The organism is Sporomusa acidovorans, assembly GCF_900101845.1.
Classification (GTDB): Bacteria; Bacillota; Negativicutes; order Sporomusales; family Sporomusaceae; genus Sporomusa; species Sporomusa acidovorans.
The window spans coordinates 112,409-128,344 of sequence record NZ_FNAM01000009.1; the positions used below are offsets into that span (position 1 = coordinate 112,409).

18 protein-coding genes are annotated in these 15,936 nt (G+C 41.4%); 5 read left to right on the top strand and 13 right to left on the bottom strand.

Annotated features, from left to right (window positions below; genetic code table 11):
- Positions 1–137 precede the first annotated feature (137 nt).
- The 10 genes from BLR65_RS29645 to BLR65_RS08725 form a co-directional block, all read right to left on the bottom strand.
- The gene (locus BLR65_RS29645; protein WP_169717021.1) at positions 138–314 is read right to left on the bottom strand and encodes a hypothetical protein; all 177 of its coding nucleotides are present in this window, start codon (positions 312–314) and stop codon (positions 138–140) included.
- An 85-nt stretch (positions 315–399) separates the two neighbouring features.
- On the bottom strand, positions 400–1,647 hold the full coding sequence (locus BLR65_RS08685) for a pyridoxal phosphate-dependent aminotransferase (protein ID WP_093793798.1): 1,248 nt from the start codon (positions 1,645–1,647) through the stop codon (positions 400–402).
- A 25-nt stretch (positions 1,648–1,672) separates the two neighbouring features.
- Positions 1,673–2,965, bottom strand: coding sequence for an asparagine--tRNA ligase (asnS, locus tag BLR65_RS08690; protein WP_093793799.1), 1,293 nt, complete (start codon positions 2,963–2,965; stop codon positions 1,673–1,675).
- A 181-nt stretch (positions 2,966–3,146) separates the two neighbouring features.
- Entirely contained in the window at positions 3,147–3,407 is a 261-nt protein-coding gene (locus BLR65_RS08695; protein ID WP_093793800.1) for an alpha/beta-type small acid-soluble spore protein, read from the bottom strand.
- 145 nt (positions 3,408–3,552) lie between these two features.
- A complete protein-coding gene (locus BLR65_RS08700) occupies positions 3,553–4,419 on the bottom strand; it encodes a porin (RefSeq protein ID WP_093793801.1) in 867 nt (288 codons plus the stop codon).
- Between the two features lie 419 nt (positions 4,420–4,838).
- Complete coding sequence (locus tag BLR65_RS08705) at positions 4,839–6,059, bottom strand: aspartate kinase (protein WP_093793802.1); 1,221 nt, start codon at positions 6,057–6,059, stop codon at positions 4,839–4,841.
- A 98-nt stretch (positions 6,060–6,157) separates the two neighbouring features.
- Entirely contained in the window at positions 6,158–6,598 is a 441-nt protein-coding gene (locus BLR65_RS08710; RefSeq protein ID WP_093793803.1) for a hypothetical protein, read from the bottom strand.
- 80 nt (positions 6,599–6,678) lie between these two features.
- Entirely contained in the window at positions 6,679–7,749 is a 1,071-nt protein-coding gene (locus tag BLR65_RS08715; protein ID WP_093793804.1) for an HD-GYP domain-containing protein, read from the bottom strand.
- A 214-nt stretch (positions 7,750–7,963) separates the two neighbouring features.
- The gene (locus BLR65_RS08720) at positions 7,964–9,082 is read right to left on the bottom strand and encodes a hypothetical protein (RefSeq protein ID WP_093793805.1); all 1,119 of its coding nucleotides are present in this window, start codon (positions 9,080–9,082) and stop codon (positions 7,964–7,966) included.
- 12 nt (positions 9,083–9,094) lie between these two features.
- A complete protein-coding gene (locus BLR65_RS08725; RefSeq protein ID WP_093793806.1) occupies positions 9,095–9,346 on the bottom strand; it encodes a hypothetical protein in 252 nt (83 codons plus the stop codon).
- Between the two features lie 199 nt (positions 9,347–9,545).
- Here BLR65_RS08725 and BLR65_RS08730 point away from each other — a divergent pair, with 199 nt between their 5' ends.
- From BLR65_RS08730 to BLR65_RS31350, 5 genes are all read left to right on the top strand, one after another.
- Complete coding sequence (locus tag BLR65_RS08730) at positions 9,546–9,887, top strand: hypothetical protein (protein WP_093793807.1); 342 nt, start codon at positions 9,546–9,548, stop codon at positions 9,885–9,887.
- 35 nt (positions 9,888–9,922) lie between these two features.
- Positions 9,923–10,393, top strand: coding sequence for a hypothetical protein (locus tag BLR65_RS29650; protein ID WP_176772713.1), 471 nt, complete (start codon positions 9,923–9,925; stop codon positions 10,391–10,393).
- A gap of 105 nt (positions 10,394–10,498) precedes the next feature.
- Positions 10,499–11,371 (top strand): RluA family pseudouridine synthase, encoded by an 873-nt coding sequence (locus tag BLR65_RS08740; protein WP_093793808.1) that lies wholly within the window; start codon positions 10,499–10,501, stop codon positions 11,369–11,371.
- A 79-nt stretch (positions 11,372–11,450) separates the two neighbouring features.
- Positions 11,451–12,380, top strand: coding sequence for a class II fructose-1,6-bisphosphate aldolase (fba, locus tag BLR65_RS08745; protein WP_093793809.1), 930 nt, complete (start codon positions 11,451–11,453; stop codon positions 12,378–12,380).
- A 70-nt stretch (positions 12,381–12,450) separates the two neighbouring features.
- Positions 12,451–12,582 carry a hypothetical protein gene (locus tag BLR65_RS31350; RefSeq protein WP_281241507.1) on the top strand — a complete coding sequence of 44 codons (132 nt, stop codon included), beginning with the start codon at positions 12,451–12,453 and terminating at the stop codon, positions 12,580–12,582.
- Positions 12,583–12,676: 94 nt separating this feature from the next.
- Here BLR65_RS31350 and BLR65_RS08750 read toward each other — a convergent pair whose 3' ends face one another.
- The 3 genes from BLR65_RS08750 to BLR65_RS08760 form a co-directional block, all read right to left on the bottom strand.
- Entirely contained in the window at positions 12,677–13,735 is a 1,059-nt protein-coding gene (locus tag BLR65_RS08750; protein ID WP_093793810.1) for an SIR2 family protein, read from the bottom strand.
- Between the two features lie 68 nt (positions 13,736–13,803).
- Complete coding sequence (locus BLR65_RS08755) at positions 13,804–15,291, bottom strand: AAA family ATPase (RefSeq protein WP_093793811.1); 1,488 nt, start codon at positions 15,289–15,291, stop codon at positions 13,804–13,806.
- The gene (locus BLR65_RS08760; RefSeq protein ID WP_093793812.1) at positions 15,292–15,831 is read right to left on the bottom strand and encodes a hypothetical protein; all 540 of its coding nucleotides are present in this window, start codon (positions 15,829–15,831) and stop codon (positions 15,292–15,294) included. It abuts the gene before it with no gap.
- Positions 15,832–15,936: the final 105 nt, after the last annotated feature.

The following is a 15,936-nucleotide window of genomic DNA, read 5'->3' on the forward strand; positions in this document are numbered from 1 at the left end:
ATGCGGATAAAACTCTCTATACACTCTATGTATTATTCAACCATATGACCCCATTTCCTGCATTAAATTACAGTGCCACATAAAGAAACCTGGCCTCAGCAATATCGCTGCGCCAGGTTTCCTTTTTAGAAAAGTACTTATCGCAACATTTTCAGCAAGCGGTAGGCGATGATTGGCAACGGTGCTCTTCTTACTGCCAAACGCATCCCGAGTAATACCAAAAAAAAGGCCCCTATTACATGAACAATCCAAAAGCCGGTGCGAGGAAATTCAAGGGTAGTGTCGTCGATAAGGTTATTGTGCTGACAGCTCATTCGGATCGACCTCCTTTTTATTAGTATTTCCCACACTTTAATAAATGAATAATGGTAATCTATACTATTCATTGCCAAGTTTATTTTACTTTTCGACTTCAGCCATGGCCTGAGCCATTTTGGCAGCCATTCCGGTTATTTTAAATGACGGAACGGCACATACGGCAATACGAATTCCTTTTCCCAGCGGTACAGCAAAGATATGGTCTTCGTGCAACTTATTGCATACGGCGTCAGGATCCTTAGCCGGGACAGTCAGGAAGAAGCCGGCTATGTATGGCAGCATGTGCAGGTTAGCTGCTTTGGCCTCGCGGACAAAAATATCCGCCCGCGCATGGATAAGTCCATAGTATTGTGCGCGTTCTTTCTCCACTTGCGCCATAATGGTCTTATCATTATAAATGGTCGCTAAAAGCCGCATGCATCCCCGGTTAATATTAGACCAGGTAGCCCTGCTGGTAAATTGGTTAATATCGGCAAACTCCCGGGCAACATCCTTATTGGGGGAAATGCCGATCATCGCACCTGTGCGCTGCCCATACATAGTGTAGCCTTTGGACATACTAAAAGCCAGGATAATAAGCACGTTGTCCGGTAAATTAGTAAACTTTTTCATGAATGCGCGGCACTCATTTTTCTCGCCCGCATAATCAATATAAGCAATATCCACCAGCAGTATCAAGCGTTTGGACTGGTCTTTAGCCGCATTTTTAACTACATCCAACAAACTGTCCCAATCGCTGTTGCTTAAACTATAGCCGGTAGGATTATGTGCCGGGGTATTAATAATAGTAACCAGGCTGTTTTGTTTTCTTAACAGTTCTGCAACTTTGCTTTCATAGGATTTAGTATTAAAATTTTGTTTTTCATCAAACAAAGTATAGGTGTCCAACTTGCGCAAAGCATCTTGACACAACACTTTATACGGACCCCAGAACCAGTCGGAAGTTAGCAGAGTATCCCCAATCTCTGTGTAATTGGCAACCGTATGATGTATGACCCCTGAGCCGCCGGAAGTTGCTACGGCACTCGTATAAGCTTCAGGCCGATTATCGGCAAAAGCCAAACTTGTGGCAGCCTCCAAAAACTCAGGCAGACCAGCAATAGGCGCATAGTTAATCACTTCATTAATTGGCAGGCTGCGGTAAACCTTTTCCACTGTAGGCAAACATACCAGCGCTTCCTTGTCATCCAGGATTGCGCCAATAGTAGCGTTGACAACTTTATCTTTGCCATATTGGGCAGCATCCTTATTGGCTGCTGCCGAGGCCCCAAAGATCTTATCAGTCGCAAATTTTCCTTTAGCATGTGGTGCGGCAAGACTTAACGTCATTTTATCTCCTCCCGTTATTCAAAAATCATGGATACATTTTATGCAGCATACGCGGGAATGGAATCGTTTCGCGTATGTGCTCAAGGCCACACAACCAGGCAACAGTCCGTTCAAGACCTAACCCAAAACCGGAATGTGGCACTGTACCAAACCGTCTTAGATCAAGATACCACGCAAAAGCTTCTTCAGGCAGCTTGTGCTCCGCAATCCGCTGTTTTAATAATGTCAAATCATCAATACGCTGGCCGCCGCCAATAATTTCACCATAGCCTTCAGGCGCCAATAAATCGGCTCCCAGTACAACTTCAGGATTATCCGGGTCAGGTTTCATATAAAATGCTTTGATCGCGGTTGGATAGCGATGAACAAATACCGGCGCATTAAAGTGACTGGAAATAATGGTTTCATGAGGAGCGCCAAAATCATCTCCCCAAGTAAACTCTTCTCCAGCCTGTTTTAAAATTTCTACTGCTTCGGTATAACTAATCCGTGGAAATGGCAATTTGATGGCTTTCAGTTTCTCGACATCACGTTCCAGCGTTTTAAGCTCACTCAGGCATTTGTCCAGCACACGCTGAATTACATAGCCTATCATTTCCTCTTGGAGCTTCATGTTATCGTCAATATCATAGTAGGCCATTTCCGCTTCGATCATCCAAAATTCCAGCAGATGCCGGCGGGTTTTAGACCTCTCTGCCCGGAAAGTTGGGCCAAAACAATAAATACGGCCTAAAGCCATCGCGTTCGCTTCATTATACAGTTGGCCGCTTTGCGATAAATAGCCCTTTTCGCCGTGATAGTCAAGTTCAAATAAGTTCGTCGTACCTTCACAGGCCGCCGGTGTTATGATTGGCGCATCAGCCAGGATAAAGTCGCGCTCATAAAAAAAGTTCCTGAGTGCGTGTTCAATCTCGGAACGAATACGCAATATGGCCGCCTGACGCGGTGTACGAATCCAGAGATGACGGTGTTCTGCCAAAAAATCAACACCGTGTTCTTTGTGAGTAATCGGGTAATCCTCGGCAACTCCAACAATCTCTAAGGAAGTTACATTCATTTCGTAACCGCCAACTGACCGGGGCTCTTCCCGTACAAGCCCTTTCACGCGAACTGAGCTCTCTTGGGTTAGACTCCTGATTTTTTTAAACAGTTCCTCACCGATTTCCTGTTTAACAACCACAGCTTGCATGAGTCCGGAGCCATCCCTGATAATAAGAAAGATAATCTTACCGGATGATCGCTGATTATAAACCCAGCCTTGCACAGTCACTTGCTGTCCAACATGTTGGGACATTTTTTTTATTAGTACGGCTTCCAAATAATACCCTCCTTTGCTTAGCAGGTGTATCTAATCTATATCCTAGAAAATGATGGGTGCTATGCCTATTATGTACTTATTCTGGTTATGCCATTATATTTCCTGTTAAAAATTTAGCAAATATCAGTTTTTTATTGATGAATATCAGATTTTACAATATGAAAAGCAGGCTTCCGCCTGCTTAGGGTTGTTGATTAATGTCTTGTTTGGCTGTCATGGTGCTGCCGGTAGCTTGCGTGTTGCCTTGCCCAAACTGAGTTTCTTGAGACTGAATCATTTTGCGAACCATTTGTCCGCCTACCCGGCCATTGTCAGCCGAGGTAAGAGCACCTTTGTACGTGTTTTTGTAATCTTTCAATCCTAATTCGGCAGCCGTTTCTTCTTTCAGATGATCGAGGCCACTTTGCGCTGCAGGGTTCACTGGTTTTTTACTCCTTGACATTACGCAAAACCTCCATTTAATTTATTTTTGGTGCCTGTTTATAGGTTGTCTCTTATTTAATAATTGATGCCATGTAAGTTATGGGTTACTTGGAAAAAATAAAGCGGCTCGCAATTGAGCCGCTTTTGGTAAAATAAGTTAATAACTAGAAATTAACGGAAAATTCTACGTTAGTACGTTTTTGATCAGCGTCGGTGGTATTATTTTTACCCATATCATGATATACGGCAAGGTTAGCATTATCAGATACTTTGTAATTGGCTTTTACTTTAAATCCTTTGGAATCCATATAGTTACCATTAGTAGTGTGATTATCAATCGCACCTGCTTCAATATCACGATATATTAAGGAATAATCCACGTCACCTTTTTTCGCAGCGTTACCAAATTTCACTTCAGCAAGATATCCGTTAGCACTGGTGTCAGAATTCTTTACATACTCAAGATTGAACACTGCATTATCGGTAATTTGAGTTGCAGCATTTACGCCCCAGTATTTGGTGTCATCTTGTTTAAGATAGTTAGCACCAAAATTAACTTTGCCAAAAGAAGTTGCCATTTCTGCCAAGGAAATTTCTTTGGCATCTTTATCATGGCCATAGAATCCGCTTAATTTAACATTTTCTAAAGTGGTGCCTACTTGTACGCCACTAAAGTTATCATCATCCATCAACAAGCCTTTGCCGGAATATAACGACTGCCGGCCAGCTTTAATATCAAAATTATTAAGTTTCGCGCCAAGGTAAGCTTGATCAAATGTTACGTTATGGTCACCGTCGCCATGTTTCAGATTGTTATCCATTCTTGCACGGCTGTGAAGATAGAAAGTATCATCAATGCCGGCGTCCATGTTCAAGCGAATGCGATTAGTCAAATAATTGCTAGCACTATCAGTTTGGTTATTCCATTCAATATTAGCGTCACCGGAAAAAGTAGGAGCAGCAGCGAATACGGAAGCAGTCGAGAGCGTCAGGGCAGCCATAACGGCAGCAGCAAGCAGTTTCTTTTTCATTTGCATCTTTCCTCCTAATTAATTGGAATATTTTGAATCTCCGAAAACCGGTACGCCTACGGAGATAACTTATCCAGACTATTTGTTGGAGGAAGATAAGCCAATTAACTATGAGTGTCCACGTTTCCTCATAACTGCCTTGCTTATCTCTAATCCAGTTGCTTAGCCTAACAAGCTATCCTGTTACCTTCTCCCTTCATGGTGAGAGGAACTTTCCTTAGGTTTCAAGCAGCACTTTTTGTTTACTGCTTTATGTTTTATGTAATTCGCCTGTTTCGACATAATTCCTTCTTATTTGACAAATAAACTTCTTGGTAAATTAATGTAGTCTTAACAGTTCCTTTTTATATGACTTTGTTAAATTTACATAAAAAAAAGACAGTCCTTTTTATCAGACTGTCATACATTTATTATCGGTTTTATGCAGGGAAAAAGCGGGAATGGATCGCGTTTACGGCTTCTTTTACTTTACTTGAGTCAATCAGACACGAAATACTAATCTCGGAAGTACTGATAACTTCAATGTTAATACCGGCATCGGCCAGCGCGCCAAATGTTGCAGCCGCAATACCCGGATTGCCTAACATACCGGCACCAACTACAGAGACCTTGGCAACATTTTCTTCAATCTTAAGACCGCTAAAATCCATTTGACTGTTCAGTTTCTCCATAATTTTTTTTGCCTGGGGAACATCTCCCTGTGCAATTGTGAATACCATGTCAATAATGTGTTTATCCATTACGCGAACACTCTGAACGATCATATCTACATCAATATTTGCTGCGGCCAGAGTCGAGAATATTTTATAGGCAATTCCCGGCTGATCCGGTACTCCTAAAACAGCTATTTTCGCGACATTCGTATCATGCGTTACACCACGAATAACAAACTCTTTTTCTTCCATTGTATATTCCTCCCTGATAAATGTACCTGGCTCATTCGTAAATGTAGAGCGGACGTGAATAGGCATACCATAATGCTTACCCAATTCTACGGAACGTGGATGCATTACACCGGCTCCCAGCCGGGCCATTTCAAGCATTTCATTATACGTAATTTCTTTCATTCGTCTGGCATCTGGAACAACCCTGGGGTCAGAAGAATAAATTCCATCGACATCCGTATAGATTTCGCAATGATCGGCTTTAAGGCCGGCGGCTACCGCTACTGCCGTGGTGTCAGAACCACCTCGGCCCAAAGTAGTGATATCACCCCTTTGCGTCAATCCCTGAAAGCCTGCCACAACCACAATCTTGCCTGCGTTAAATTCTTCCCAAATCCTATCCGTATTAATCCCCGTAATTTTTGCTTTGTTAAACATCTCATTGGTTGTAAAACCCGCCTGAAAACCGGTCATCGACACTGCTTCATGGCCAAGCTCAACAAATGCCATGGCTAAGAGTGCAATGGAAACTTGTTCACCGGTTGCCAAAAGCATGTCCATCTCACGCCCATAAGTTTTGTCCGTTATTGCTTTCGCCAAACTTATTAAATCATCTGTAGTATCCCCCATCGCTGATACTACAACGACAATTTTATCGTCAGGTTTTTTTTCCCGTAATACCCGCCTGGCAACCGCCATAATTTTATCTGGTGTAGCCACTGAGCTGCCGCCAAATTTTTTTACAATTACTGCCATGCCTATCCCCCTTTGTTCTACAGTATATAATAGCATGGCAGTTTATATTCTCCATACAAGTACAATATCCTTCTACAAGTGGACAAAATTGTATTTTTTTACTTGTCTAAGAATAAATTGATAAAAATTAAGCCTGCAAGGATAATCTCCCAACAGCCTTTAGTAACTAAAATAATGCTATCTTCCTGATTGTAACACCATTCCGTAAAGTTCCGATAAGCACCAGCCATATCCTGCCACAAGGCAATGGTTCCCAAAATTGCGGCCAGCAATGCCACAACTGTAAGGCCAATTGTGGGAAAAGCAGCACTAATGGCAATAAAATAGCAGGAAAGAATTATCCATGTCAAAAAGATGAGTCCCAGTGTTAAACGCCGGGCAACCTTTGAACCGACACGTCTTGCCATCTTTAATAACGCCAAGCGAATTAACCGGCGACCACAAAGTACTTGGCCTTTTTCATAACTTCTATACCGCTGGGGAATATCATAATTCCATACAATCGAACAGCAAGCTATGACTAACAGCAGTTTCTGCATACACTCAACCTCCCGGTATATTATATGCAGTTCTCCCTGGTACTTATCTATATTATAGCACTATTCAATTGTTTGAACAATCAGACATCTATAACTTCATCGATCCTTATATCTTTATTCCTATTTAAATCAATAAATTCATTATCTTCTGTCCTGACCACCGGTCGGCTGTGGCTGACACTATCAAAGTAGACAACCTCAGCAACCCGGCCATCGTGTAACCGCATAAATTTTCCTGTTAAATAGTTGCTAATATTTTGTAAGAATACGGCACAGAATTCCGCATCAATTTTACCAAACATTTCGCTGTTCAATGTTTCAATAACACTAAAAGGATCGACCTTACTTTTATAAACCCGATCAGAAGTCATCGCGTCATAAATGTCAATGATAGCAATAATCTTGGCAAAATAATGAATTTGCCCACCTGAAAGTTTCAGTGGGTAACCACTGCCATCCATTCGTTCATGGTGTTGCAGAACACCCAGTCGTATAGCTTCTGAAAGTTCTTGATTATCACGTAAAAGTTCATAGCCAAGTATCGGGTGATACCGCATAACTTCAAGTTCCTTCTTGGATAATTTATCCGGCTTATTGAGTATATTTATATCGACTAAGGCTTTGCCGGTATCATGCATTAGCCCTGATAGTATTAAGTCTTCTAAATCTTGCCCAGTGACACCAAGCCATTTTCCTAATACACCCGCCAATATGGAGACATTTAAAGAATGGTGCAGTGTATAATCATCTTTGCGCTCCAGCATCAGCAAAAACGATATAATTCCCCGTGTATTGGTCAATTGTCCAATTAACGTATGGGCTAGTTCCCACATAGATGCGACTGCCAATTTTTTATAGCGCCGTGTCTGCTCAAAGTAAATTTTTAACTTGTCTAAAGAATTTTCATAATTTTCCCGAGTTTGCCGCGCGCATTCTTCAAGCTCTTGTACATGATCAACTACCGACTGGTTAATTTCCTGGATATCAATCTGTTGAAGCCCCCAGTTAGTAATTTGTTCAATAATGCGCTGTGAAAGTATGATACCCTCACTTAAAAGTACACGACCATTATTGCCTAAAACGGGTTTACCTACGGTCATACCTGGAACAACGTCTTTTACGTTGCATGGCTTGGTAATAAACTGCCCCATAGTTTCACCTACTCATATACATTTTTACGTTATGTCACGCAAGCTCCTCTATATAAGAAGAGACTTGGCTGGTGCCAAGTCCCTCAGGACGTCGGCAGAAGCCCTAGTCGCTGATAATGTAAAAGAGCCAGGGATAAGCTCCCTGGCTCTCAAGAGCGTCCTATATAATTATTCTACAGTAATTGGCTTAAAGCCTTCCCATAAGCCCTACCTTTTAGGTTAAAATTCTAATCTTAAGGCTTTTTATCTGCTGTTTATCAACTCCCTCCCACTCGGGCGGGCACAGCATATCTACGGGAGAAAGAGACAATGCGGTATCACATTCATATACTGTATCGAATGCTTGTAAAGCAGTAATCGCACTACGAGAACGCATGATGGTATCAATATTCTCTCTGGGAACTTTTACTGCCAATACGCAATCATCAGTCAGTTCATTTTTTATAATTCCAGCAGCATAGGCCTCCTGAAATGATGGTATATTGGCGAAAATAGTAGAAGCTACCTGCAGAATAATTGCACTGCATAGCTCAAAATATTGCTTATTGAACACTCTGGTGTCTTTATCCTGAAATTGAAGACGACCCGAAGGCAACATTTCGCAAATTTGTTTAGGAATAACCGCTTTTGACGGCAGCCAAACCTTAATTAAGGGTATATCAGCGTAAAAATCAATGTCAACTTCAACCACTACCGGCAGTTTCAAATGACTCAACACCTCATCAAGTCTGGCCCTCACAGCACTCGGTTCACCGGCCAATAATTGTTGAATGAGTGCGATACGAGCTGTTTCCTGTACTTCATGCTGGCGTTTCTTTTCGTCATATGCCTGCCGTTCTTGTTCGTTACGTCTGGCTATTTCTTCACTGGCTTCCTGTGCAGCATTTTTAACAGCTGCTTCCTTGTCTCTTTGAGTAAAATACAGGGATACTGCCGTAGCGACTCCCAAGGCTGCCGTAAATAAAAGAACAATTGGGCTAAAGAAAATAACGAGTATGACAACTAACGAAACTATTAGTGCAATCCGGGTCCCCATAGGATATACATAGCTTTCCTGCGTTTTCGTTATTGCTTTATCAATAAGATAACTATAATCAGTTAAAATCAGTTCCGGAAAGGGTTCCTGCACTAGCAAGGGTTGATAGTCGACCGGCTCATAGTTAAGCTTACTAACCGACGCCAATTTAAGTTCATAGTCTTGATGCTGAACAAATTCCTTACGCCAACGTTCAAATTGTTCTTCTCCCTTAAAATAGCGGACTTCAGCCCGTTCATTATTCTTATTATCATCTCTCCCTCGTTTTAATGGCATTTTTTCCGGTGGCGAAGTCATAGAAAAACCTCCTTATTTACGAATCGTTATCCTGATCGTTTTACGCGCTACGACATAACAAAAAGCCAGTACTCCACCTAATGTAAAAAAGAAGGCAACCGGCTTGATCATCATAATTTCAGAACTGCCAATCAGACAGAATAAAAGTGCTGTCATATACGCTAAAAACAGTTCACTATAGCGTGGACTGCCTGCACGCGGTGCAATAATCACCCACACTAGAAAGCCAATAAGAATAATATTGCTATTTTTCATAAACTCCATTGCTTGAAGATTCACCTACCTAAATTTATGGATAATTCTTATATTCGCTATTACTTACTTCTTTTCCTGCCTAATTATTTCCTTTCAAAATCATTGACGTTGTAACATTATGTTTTTGACCTTCATATGCTGAAGTAGTAAGAGATATATACAATTTACAACTTTTATTTAAGGTTAATAAAGGAGGTCATTAATATTTATGGAAACTAAATATCCGCATTGGTATGGCCCAGAAGATAAGATGTGTTGCGATTTTCCAGAAAAAGACTTAATGTGCTGTGACGATTTCATGGAAGATCCCATGGCCTACAAAATGCAGCGTGATAATTTTAAAGACCGTCTGCTCTGCTTTTTAGGCGATGAAGTCCTCCTTGGTACAGATGCTGTGATCGACCGCAGAGGAGCTACGTTCTGCGGTACCGTATGCTATGTTGGCTGCGATTACATCATTGTTAACAGTACTCATTGCCGTCGTGCTATTTCACTGCATGTACCGATAAAAATGATTCGCTTCATCGCTCCTTTTAAAGGCCACCGGTAAAATCGCAAGCCTCAGCATTAGGAGATGATGTACTAATGAAAAAAATATTTAGTCGACGGTCAGTTGCCATTGATCCAACCCATATGATTACCCTTCATCAAGAGGCCATTGAGCAACTGGAGCTTATGCATACAGCACTGACAGCGGCGGAACAGGCTAACGACGGTACAAATGACGCACTTAACAGCATGGCTGAACATCATTGGGAAGCTTATCTTGATGTACTTCACATGATTTGCTTACACGATGAAAATTTTGCCGCAGTTATGAAAAAACATGGCTTTAAAATGCAAGAATGCGAATCTCCTGATGGCGATCAACGTCAATTTTATGGCAGCAGGCAATTAGTTCTGGCACTTCTTTTGGGGCTTATCCGTCGACACCGGCGTTTTACCTATTTTTATAGTTTGCGGGCAAACCCAATGGGAGATTACATCAAAGAATCCGTAGCCATGGAACGTGAACATACCGTCGAAATAATTGGTATGGTACAAAATATGATGTAATACTCCAAATCTTACATGGAGGCACTCTGCCTCCTATATTTTTTGGGAGGATTATTCTATTACCAATGCGAATACTATTCTATACCATATCAGCAAGGAGTAATTATGCCTGATTTCAAAGTACCGACGCTCTGTCCGTCCTTACCGGTAAAAGATTTTTTACGCCGTCAGGCCGGTTTGTCACTAACACGGTGGCGCAAAATCAAAAATGGCGGAAGCTTGTTGATTAATGATCGCCCAGCAGCTGCCAACGACTTAGTTTATCCGGGTGACATCATTACCGCAACCTGGCCGAATCATTCTTTGCTTCCTCCTGAAGACCTGCCACTTTCAATTTTGTATGAGGATGAGTGGTTGCTGGCAGTTGACAAACCGGCAGGTATGCTGGTTCATCCTGCAACCACTCAGTTAACCGGTACTTTAGGCAATGCCGTCATGCATTATTATCATATACAAAACAATACCTACGGATTTCACCCGGTTAACCGATTAGACCGCAACACATCAGGTCTGGTACTGATTGCCAAGCGGCCTGATATTCAGCATATACTAAATCAAAATCAACAGCAAATTAGCAAACAGTATTTGGCGCTCACTGCAAAGATACCCAACCCACCGCAGGGTATAATTACTGCGCCTATTGGCCGGAAGCCAGGAAGTATTATTGAACGTGCCGTTTGTCCTGACGGACAACAAGCTATTACCCGGTATAACGTGCTTGCCACTTTTGACAGCGCCTGTTTGCTTAAAATTATGCTGGAAACCGGACGTACTCATCAAATAAGGGTTCACTTAAGTTATATCGGTTGTCCTTTATTGGGAGATGATTTGTACGGCGGCCCGGTTAATTTAATTCACCGCCAAGCTTTACATGCAGCCAAATTGAGCTTGCTTCATCCGGTTACCAAACAACCATTTTGCATCGTAAGCCCTTTGCCGGCCGATCTTACCCATTTAATAACCCAACTTGGCGGGTAGATTATAAATATGGTATAATGAATTGGAAATGTGCTATAATAATTTTTCCGGTTTATGGAAAAATATAGGAGGGATACCCTTGCCATTAGTCACTTCGAAAGAGATGTTCAAAAAAGCCTATGAGGGCCAGTATGCTGTAGGTGCGTTTAATGTCAACAATATGGAGATCATTCAGGGCATTGTTGACGCCGCCAAAGAGGAACAGGCTCCGCTCATTCTTCAGGTATCGGCCGGCGCCCGCAAATATGCTAAACACGTCTATCTGATCAAACTGGTGGAAGCTGCTTTGGAAGATTCCGGCTTACCTATTTGCTTACATCTGGATCACGGTGAAGATTTCGATATTTGCAAATCCTGTATTGACGGCGGATTTTCTTCCGTTATGATTGACGGTTCCAAACTACCGTTTGAAGAAAATATTGCACTAACTAAAAAAGTCGTAGACTATGCCCATGAGCGCAATGTTGTCGTCGAAGCGGAACTTGGCCGTCTGGCCGGTGTTGAGGATGCGGTTAAAGTCAACGCCAAAGACGCTACATATACAGATCCCGATCAGGCCGTAGAATTTGTTGAACGCACGGGAGTCGACTCCCTGGCTATTGCCATTGGAACAAGTCATGGTGCATATAAATTTAAGGGCGAATGCAAACTTGACTTTGACCGTCTTGAAACCATCTCCAAACTTCTTCCCAACTTCCCGCTGGTACTCCATGGCGCTTCCACCGTATTGCCTGAATTTGTTGAAAAATGCAATAATTTCGGTGGACAAATCAAAGGCGCGCAAGGAGTACCGGAAGATATGCTGCTGAAAGCCGGAAAATTAGGCGTTTGTAAGATTAATATTGATACTGATCTCCGGCTGGCCATGACCGCTTCTATCAGAGAACATCTCGCCAAAAATCCATCCGACTTTGACCCGCGCCAATACCTCAAACCAGCCCGTGCCGCCATCAAGAGCATGGTGCAGCATAAGATTCGTAATGTCTTAAACTGCAGCGGCCGTTTATAAAAAAACCAGCATATTATTCTATAAATCGGAAAAGGTATTACTAATTCCATTTATAGAAAGGAGTTTTGTAATGTCCGCTGATACTATCAATTTTGCCGCACTATCGGCCGAAGAACTTGATACTATCAAAAAATTTGAAAGAGAATTTGCCACCAAACATGGCAATACCATTTTTTTATTAGCATTTAACCAGGATAAATAAAGAAACACGGCTTGTGCCTCGGCCAAGCCGTGTTTCTTTATTTTTGTATTCTGGGTGGGCATAGAAATTGTTCATAGATGAACTATTCTGAGGGCTAAATAAAATCTTCCGGGCAATTGCAGAAATCTTCAAAACTACTATTGGTAAAGCAAATACCGCTTCCTAAAAACCGGGAATACCGTTCTTCTTCTTCCTTCATTTTTTCTGCTTTTTTACCCGGATAATTATTAATCACAGTAATACGCAATGGTTCAGTACGGTTAGTTTGAATACGTTTTATTAGATACTTTATATGCATATCGGCATCTGGAAACGAATAGCCACAGAAAATAAGGTGCCTAATTTCACTAAGGCTTATTTCTGCTTGGTGCCAAACCAAAGTTAAAAAATTATTTGACATATCTTTAAAAAATGTCGGTGGCACAATCACAGGCGATTTAATAGTTTGACATACATCACATTTAGCCTGCGAAGGGTCTGTTAACAGTTTAAGAATTCCCTGACGATCTGTAATCAATTGTAGTAAGTTACAGGTCGGGCAATATGACCAATTCAATGAACCATGAACTTTGTAAAGCTTAACAACCGGCTTGTTGCTTTTAGCTGCGGACCCAATTGAATAGTTAGTAAACTCCACGCCGTAATCGACTATAATGTCATCTTTGGCAGCTAAAGCCCGGTCAAGCAAAACATCATAATTTGTTGAGATAAAGATAATATCCTGCAGGTATCCAAGCTCAGCTAAGCGGTTAGTCATAACCCTGTGAAGCCCTTTTACTTCCGAGGTTTTGTCTTCCAGTACCTCAGCCATAAGCAGTATTAGATACTGTCTAACATAACCTATCCTGTTTGAGCCCTGCATAAGATTTTCCAAGTCAAAATCCTTAAAACATTGTCTTTTTCGAATTGCTAAATCCAAAATGCCAATAGCCTCTTCAAAGGTTGGAAAGCAAATTGCATTTAAGTCGTCCTGAAGCACGTCAATAAAAAAAAGTTGCCTAAAATAAGCTTGTAACTCACTCACTTGTTTATAATTACTATAATTATGTTTGACCCGGAGTGTTTTGAAGTATTTTTCGAAAAGCCGGCTTTGTACAGGTGCACCTTCAGCCGCAGAAGCACCGCCGCCTAAAAAAATTGCTGTCTTTTCCATATAGAATTTTATTTTAACCGCTCTGCGCTAGAGTATGCATGCAAGTTCACCCAGCAAAGCTGGGTAAACTAAGAAGCTTGCTTAACGCCATTTAGTATAGTTTGGAATTCAGAGCCGGCAATACACTCTTTTGTCAATAAACTATCTACTATCTGAGTAAATGCTGCCTGGTTAGCCGAAAGTACATTTGTCACCAGGCTTTCAACTTCTTTAAATATACCAGTAATCGTATTGTGCAACAGTTCTTTTGGTATATCGTCGGGTGACACAATTCCAAGCTCGGACATACCGCCAAAAATTATCTGCTTAGCCATACTGACGGCCTGTTTAAAATCACTGGCAGCACCGGTACTACGAGCACCAAGAAAAATATCTTCGGCAATGGCCCCCGCAATAGCCACAGCAATTTTTCCTTTAATATAATCAAGCGTATACAAGTACATGTCTTCCTGCTGCGTCTGCCGGACATAACCTAGTGCATTTCCACGCGGCACCACAGTAACACTGGCCACCGACCCCGGTTGAATGTACTCACTTAAAAGCGCATGACCTGTTTCATGGATCGCAATACGCCTTTTTTCCACTGTGGTTGGAATTTTGTCAAGTTTCTCTCCCATGATTACCTTTTCCACTGCACTACGCAAATGCTGCACAGTAATTACTCTGGAATTTTCTCTGAATGCAAGAATTGCTGCTTCATTCGCCACACTTTCCAAATGCGCACCAGAAAATCCAAATGTATCATTAGCAACATCCGCTAATGATACTTCTTCTGCTAATGGTTTGTTCCGGGTGTGAAGTTCAAGAATCTTAATTCGCCCCAGCTTATCAGGCAAATCAACCTTAACCTGCCGATCAAAACGTCCTGGTCGTAACAGAGCCGAATCAAGAATATCAAGCCTATTCGTTGCTCCAATCACCAAAATGCGAACGTCATCATTTTCAGACATTCCATCCATCTGAACCAGAAGCTCGTTTAATGTTTGATCGTATTCCATATGGCCCGCATTTTGCCCCCGTTTACCGCCAAGCACTTCAATCTCATCAATAAAAATGACCGCACTTTTCTTTTTATTTCGTTTGGCCATATCACGAGCCTGTTTAAACAACTGACGCACACGACGGGCTCCAACCCCAACATACATTTCCACAAATTCTGATCCGCTGGCAGCTAAAAACTCCGATCCGGTAAAACAAGCCGCCGCTTTTGCTAATAGAGTTTTGCCCGTACCGGGAGGTCCGTTAAGCAAAATACCTTTAAGGGGGCGAATTCCTAATTTTTTTATGCGCTCAATATCTTTTATAAACTCAAGAGCTTCACGCAATTCTCCTTTGGCTATATCTTGACCGCCAATATCATCAAAGCTAATCAATTCCCTTTTACTATCATTGTGGATATGAGTAGCAAAAGATTTCTCACCTGCCCGTTTAGTCTGATACCAAAAGATTATTACCAAACCGGCAAACAGCAACACAGGCAGTAAATCAATACCCTGGAAACCTAAAAAAATGACAATTGCACTCACTATGCCTAAAATTAATTCCAGATAACGCATTTATTTTCCCCCCTGACCATTGTTATTGCGGGGAATAATCATGTACATTGCCGCATTCCCTTTCACCAATTGCAAATAGATGTTATCCGCGTCAATATATATTTTTTCGGTCACACCGTCATTGTTAGCCTTAATTCCAACACTTTCAGCCATGGATGCAAAATTACCCGTAAAAATAGCTTCCTGAATATAATACTGAATTTGATAATAAAACTCTTCCAGTTCCGGCGTACGGTTATCCTGAATAACAATATCATATTTCTTACCATTATCCATCTGTTTTAAGCCATCAACGATTTCACTGTATAATGTCTGCAAATTAGAGACATGATTAAGCTTTACATATATTTTGATTTTTTCGTTATTGTTACTTTGCTGTCCAACAGTAACGCTTTCCACTCCGTTCACATTTTGAAACATTTTACTAATCGGATTAGTTACCGCATATTTATTCCATAAAAATTGTCCGCTAAACAAAACAATAAGGGTAAGCACCAATGCCACACCACCAACAACCCAATTCACTTCTTTTTTAGGCATGCCTTAATGCCCCCTCTCTTTAATATATCTCTTTTTTATATCATTGCAATACTATTTGCGGATAACATTATATCATATTATAACAGAATATTATACTGTAAAAAA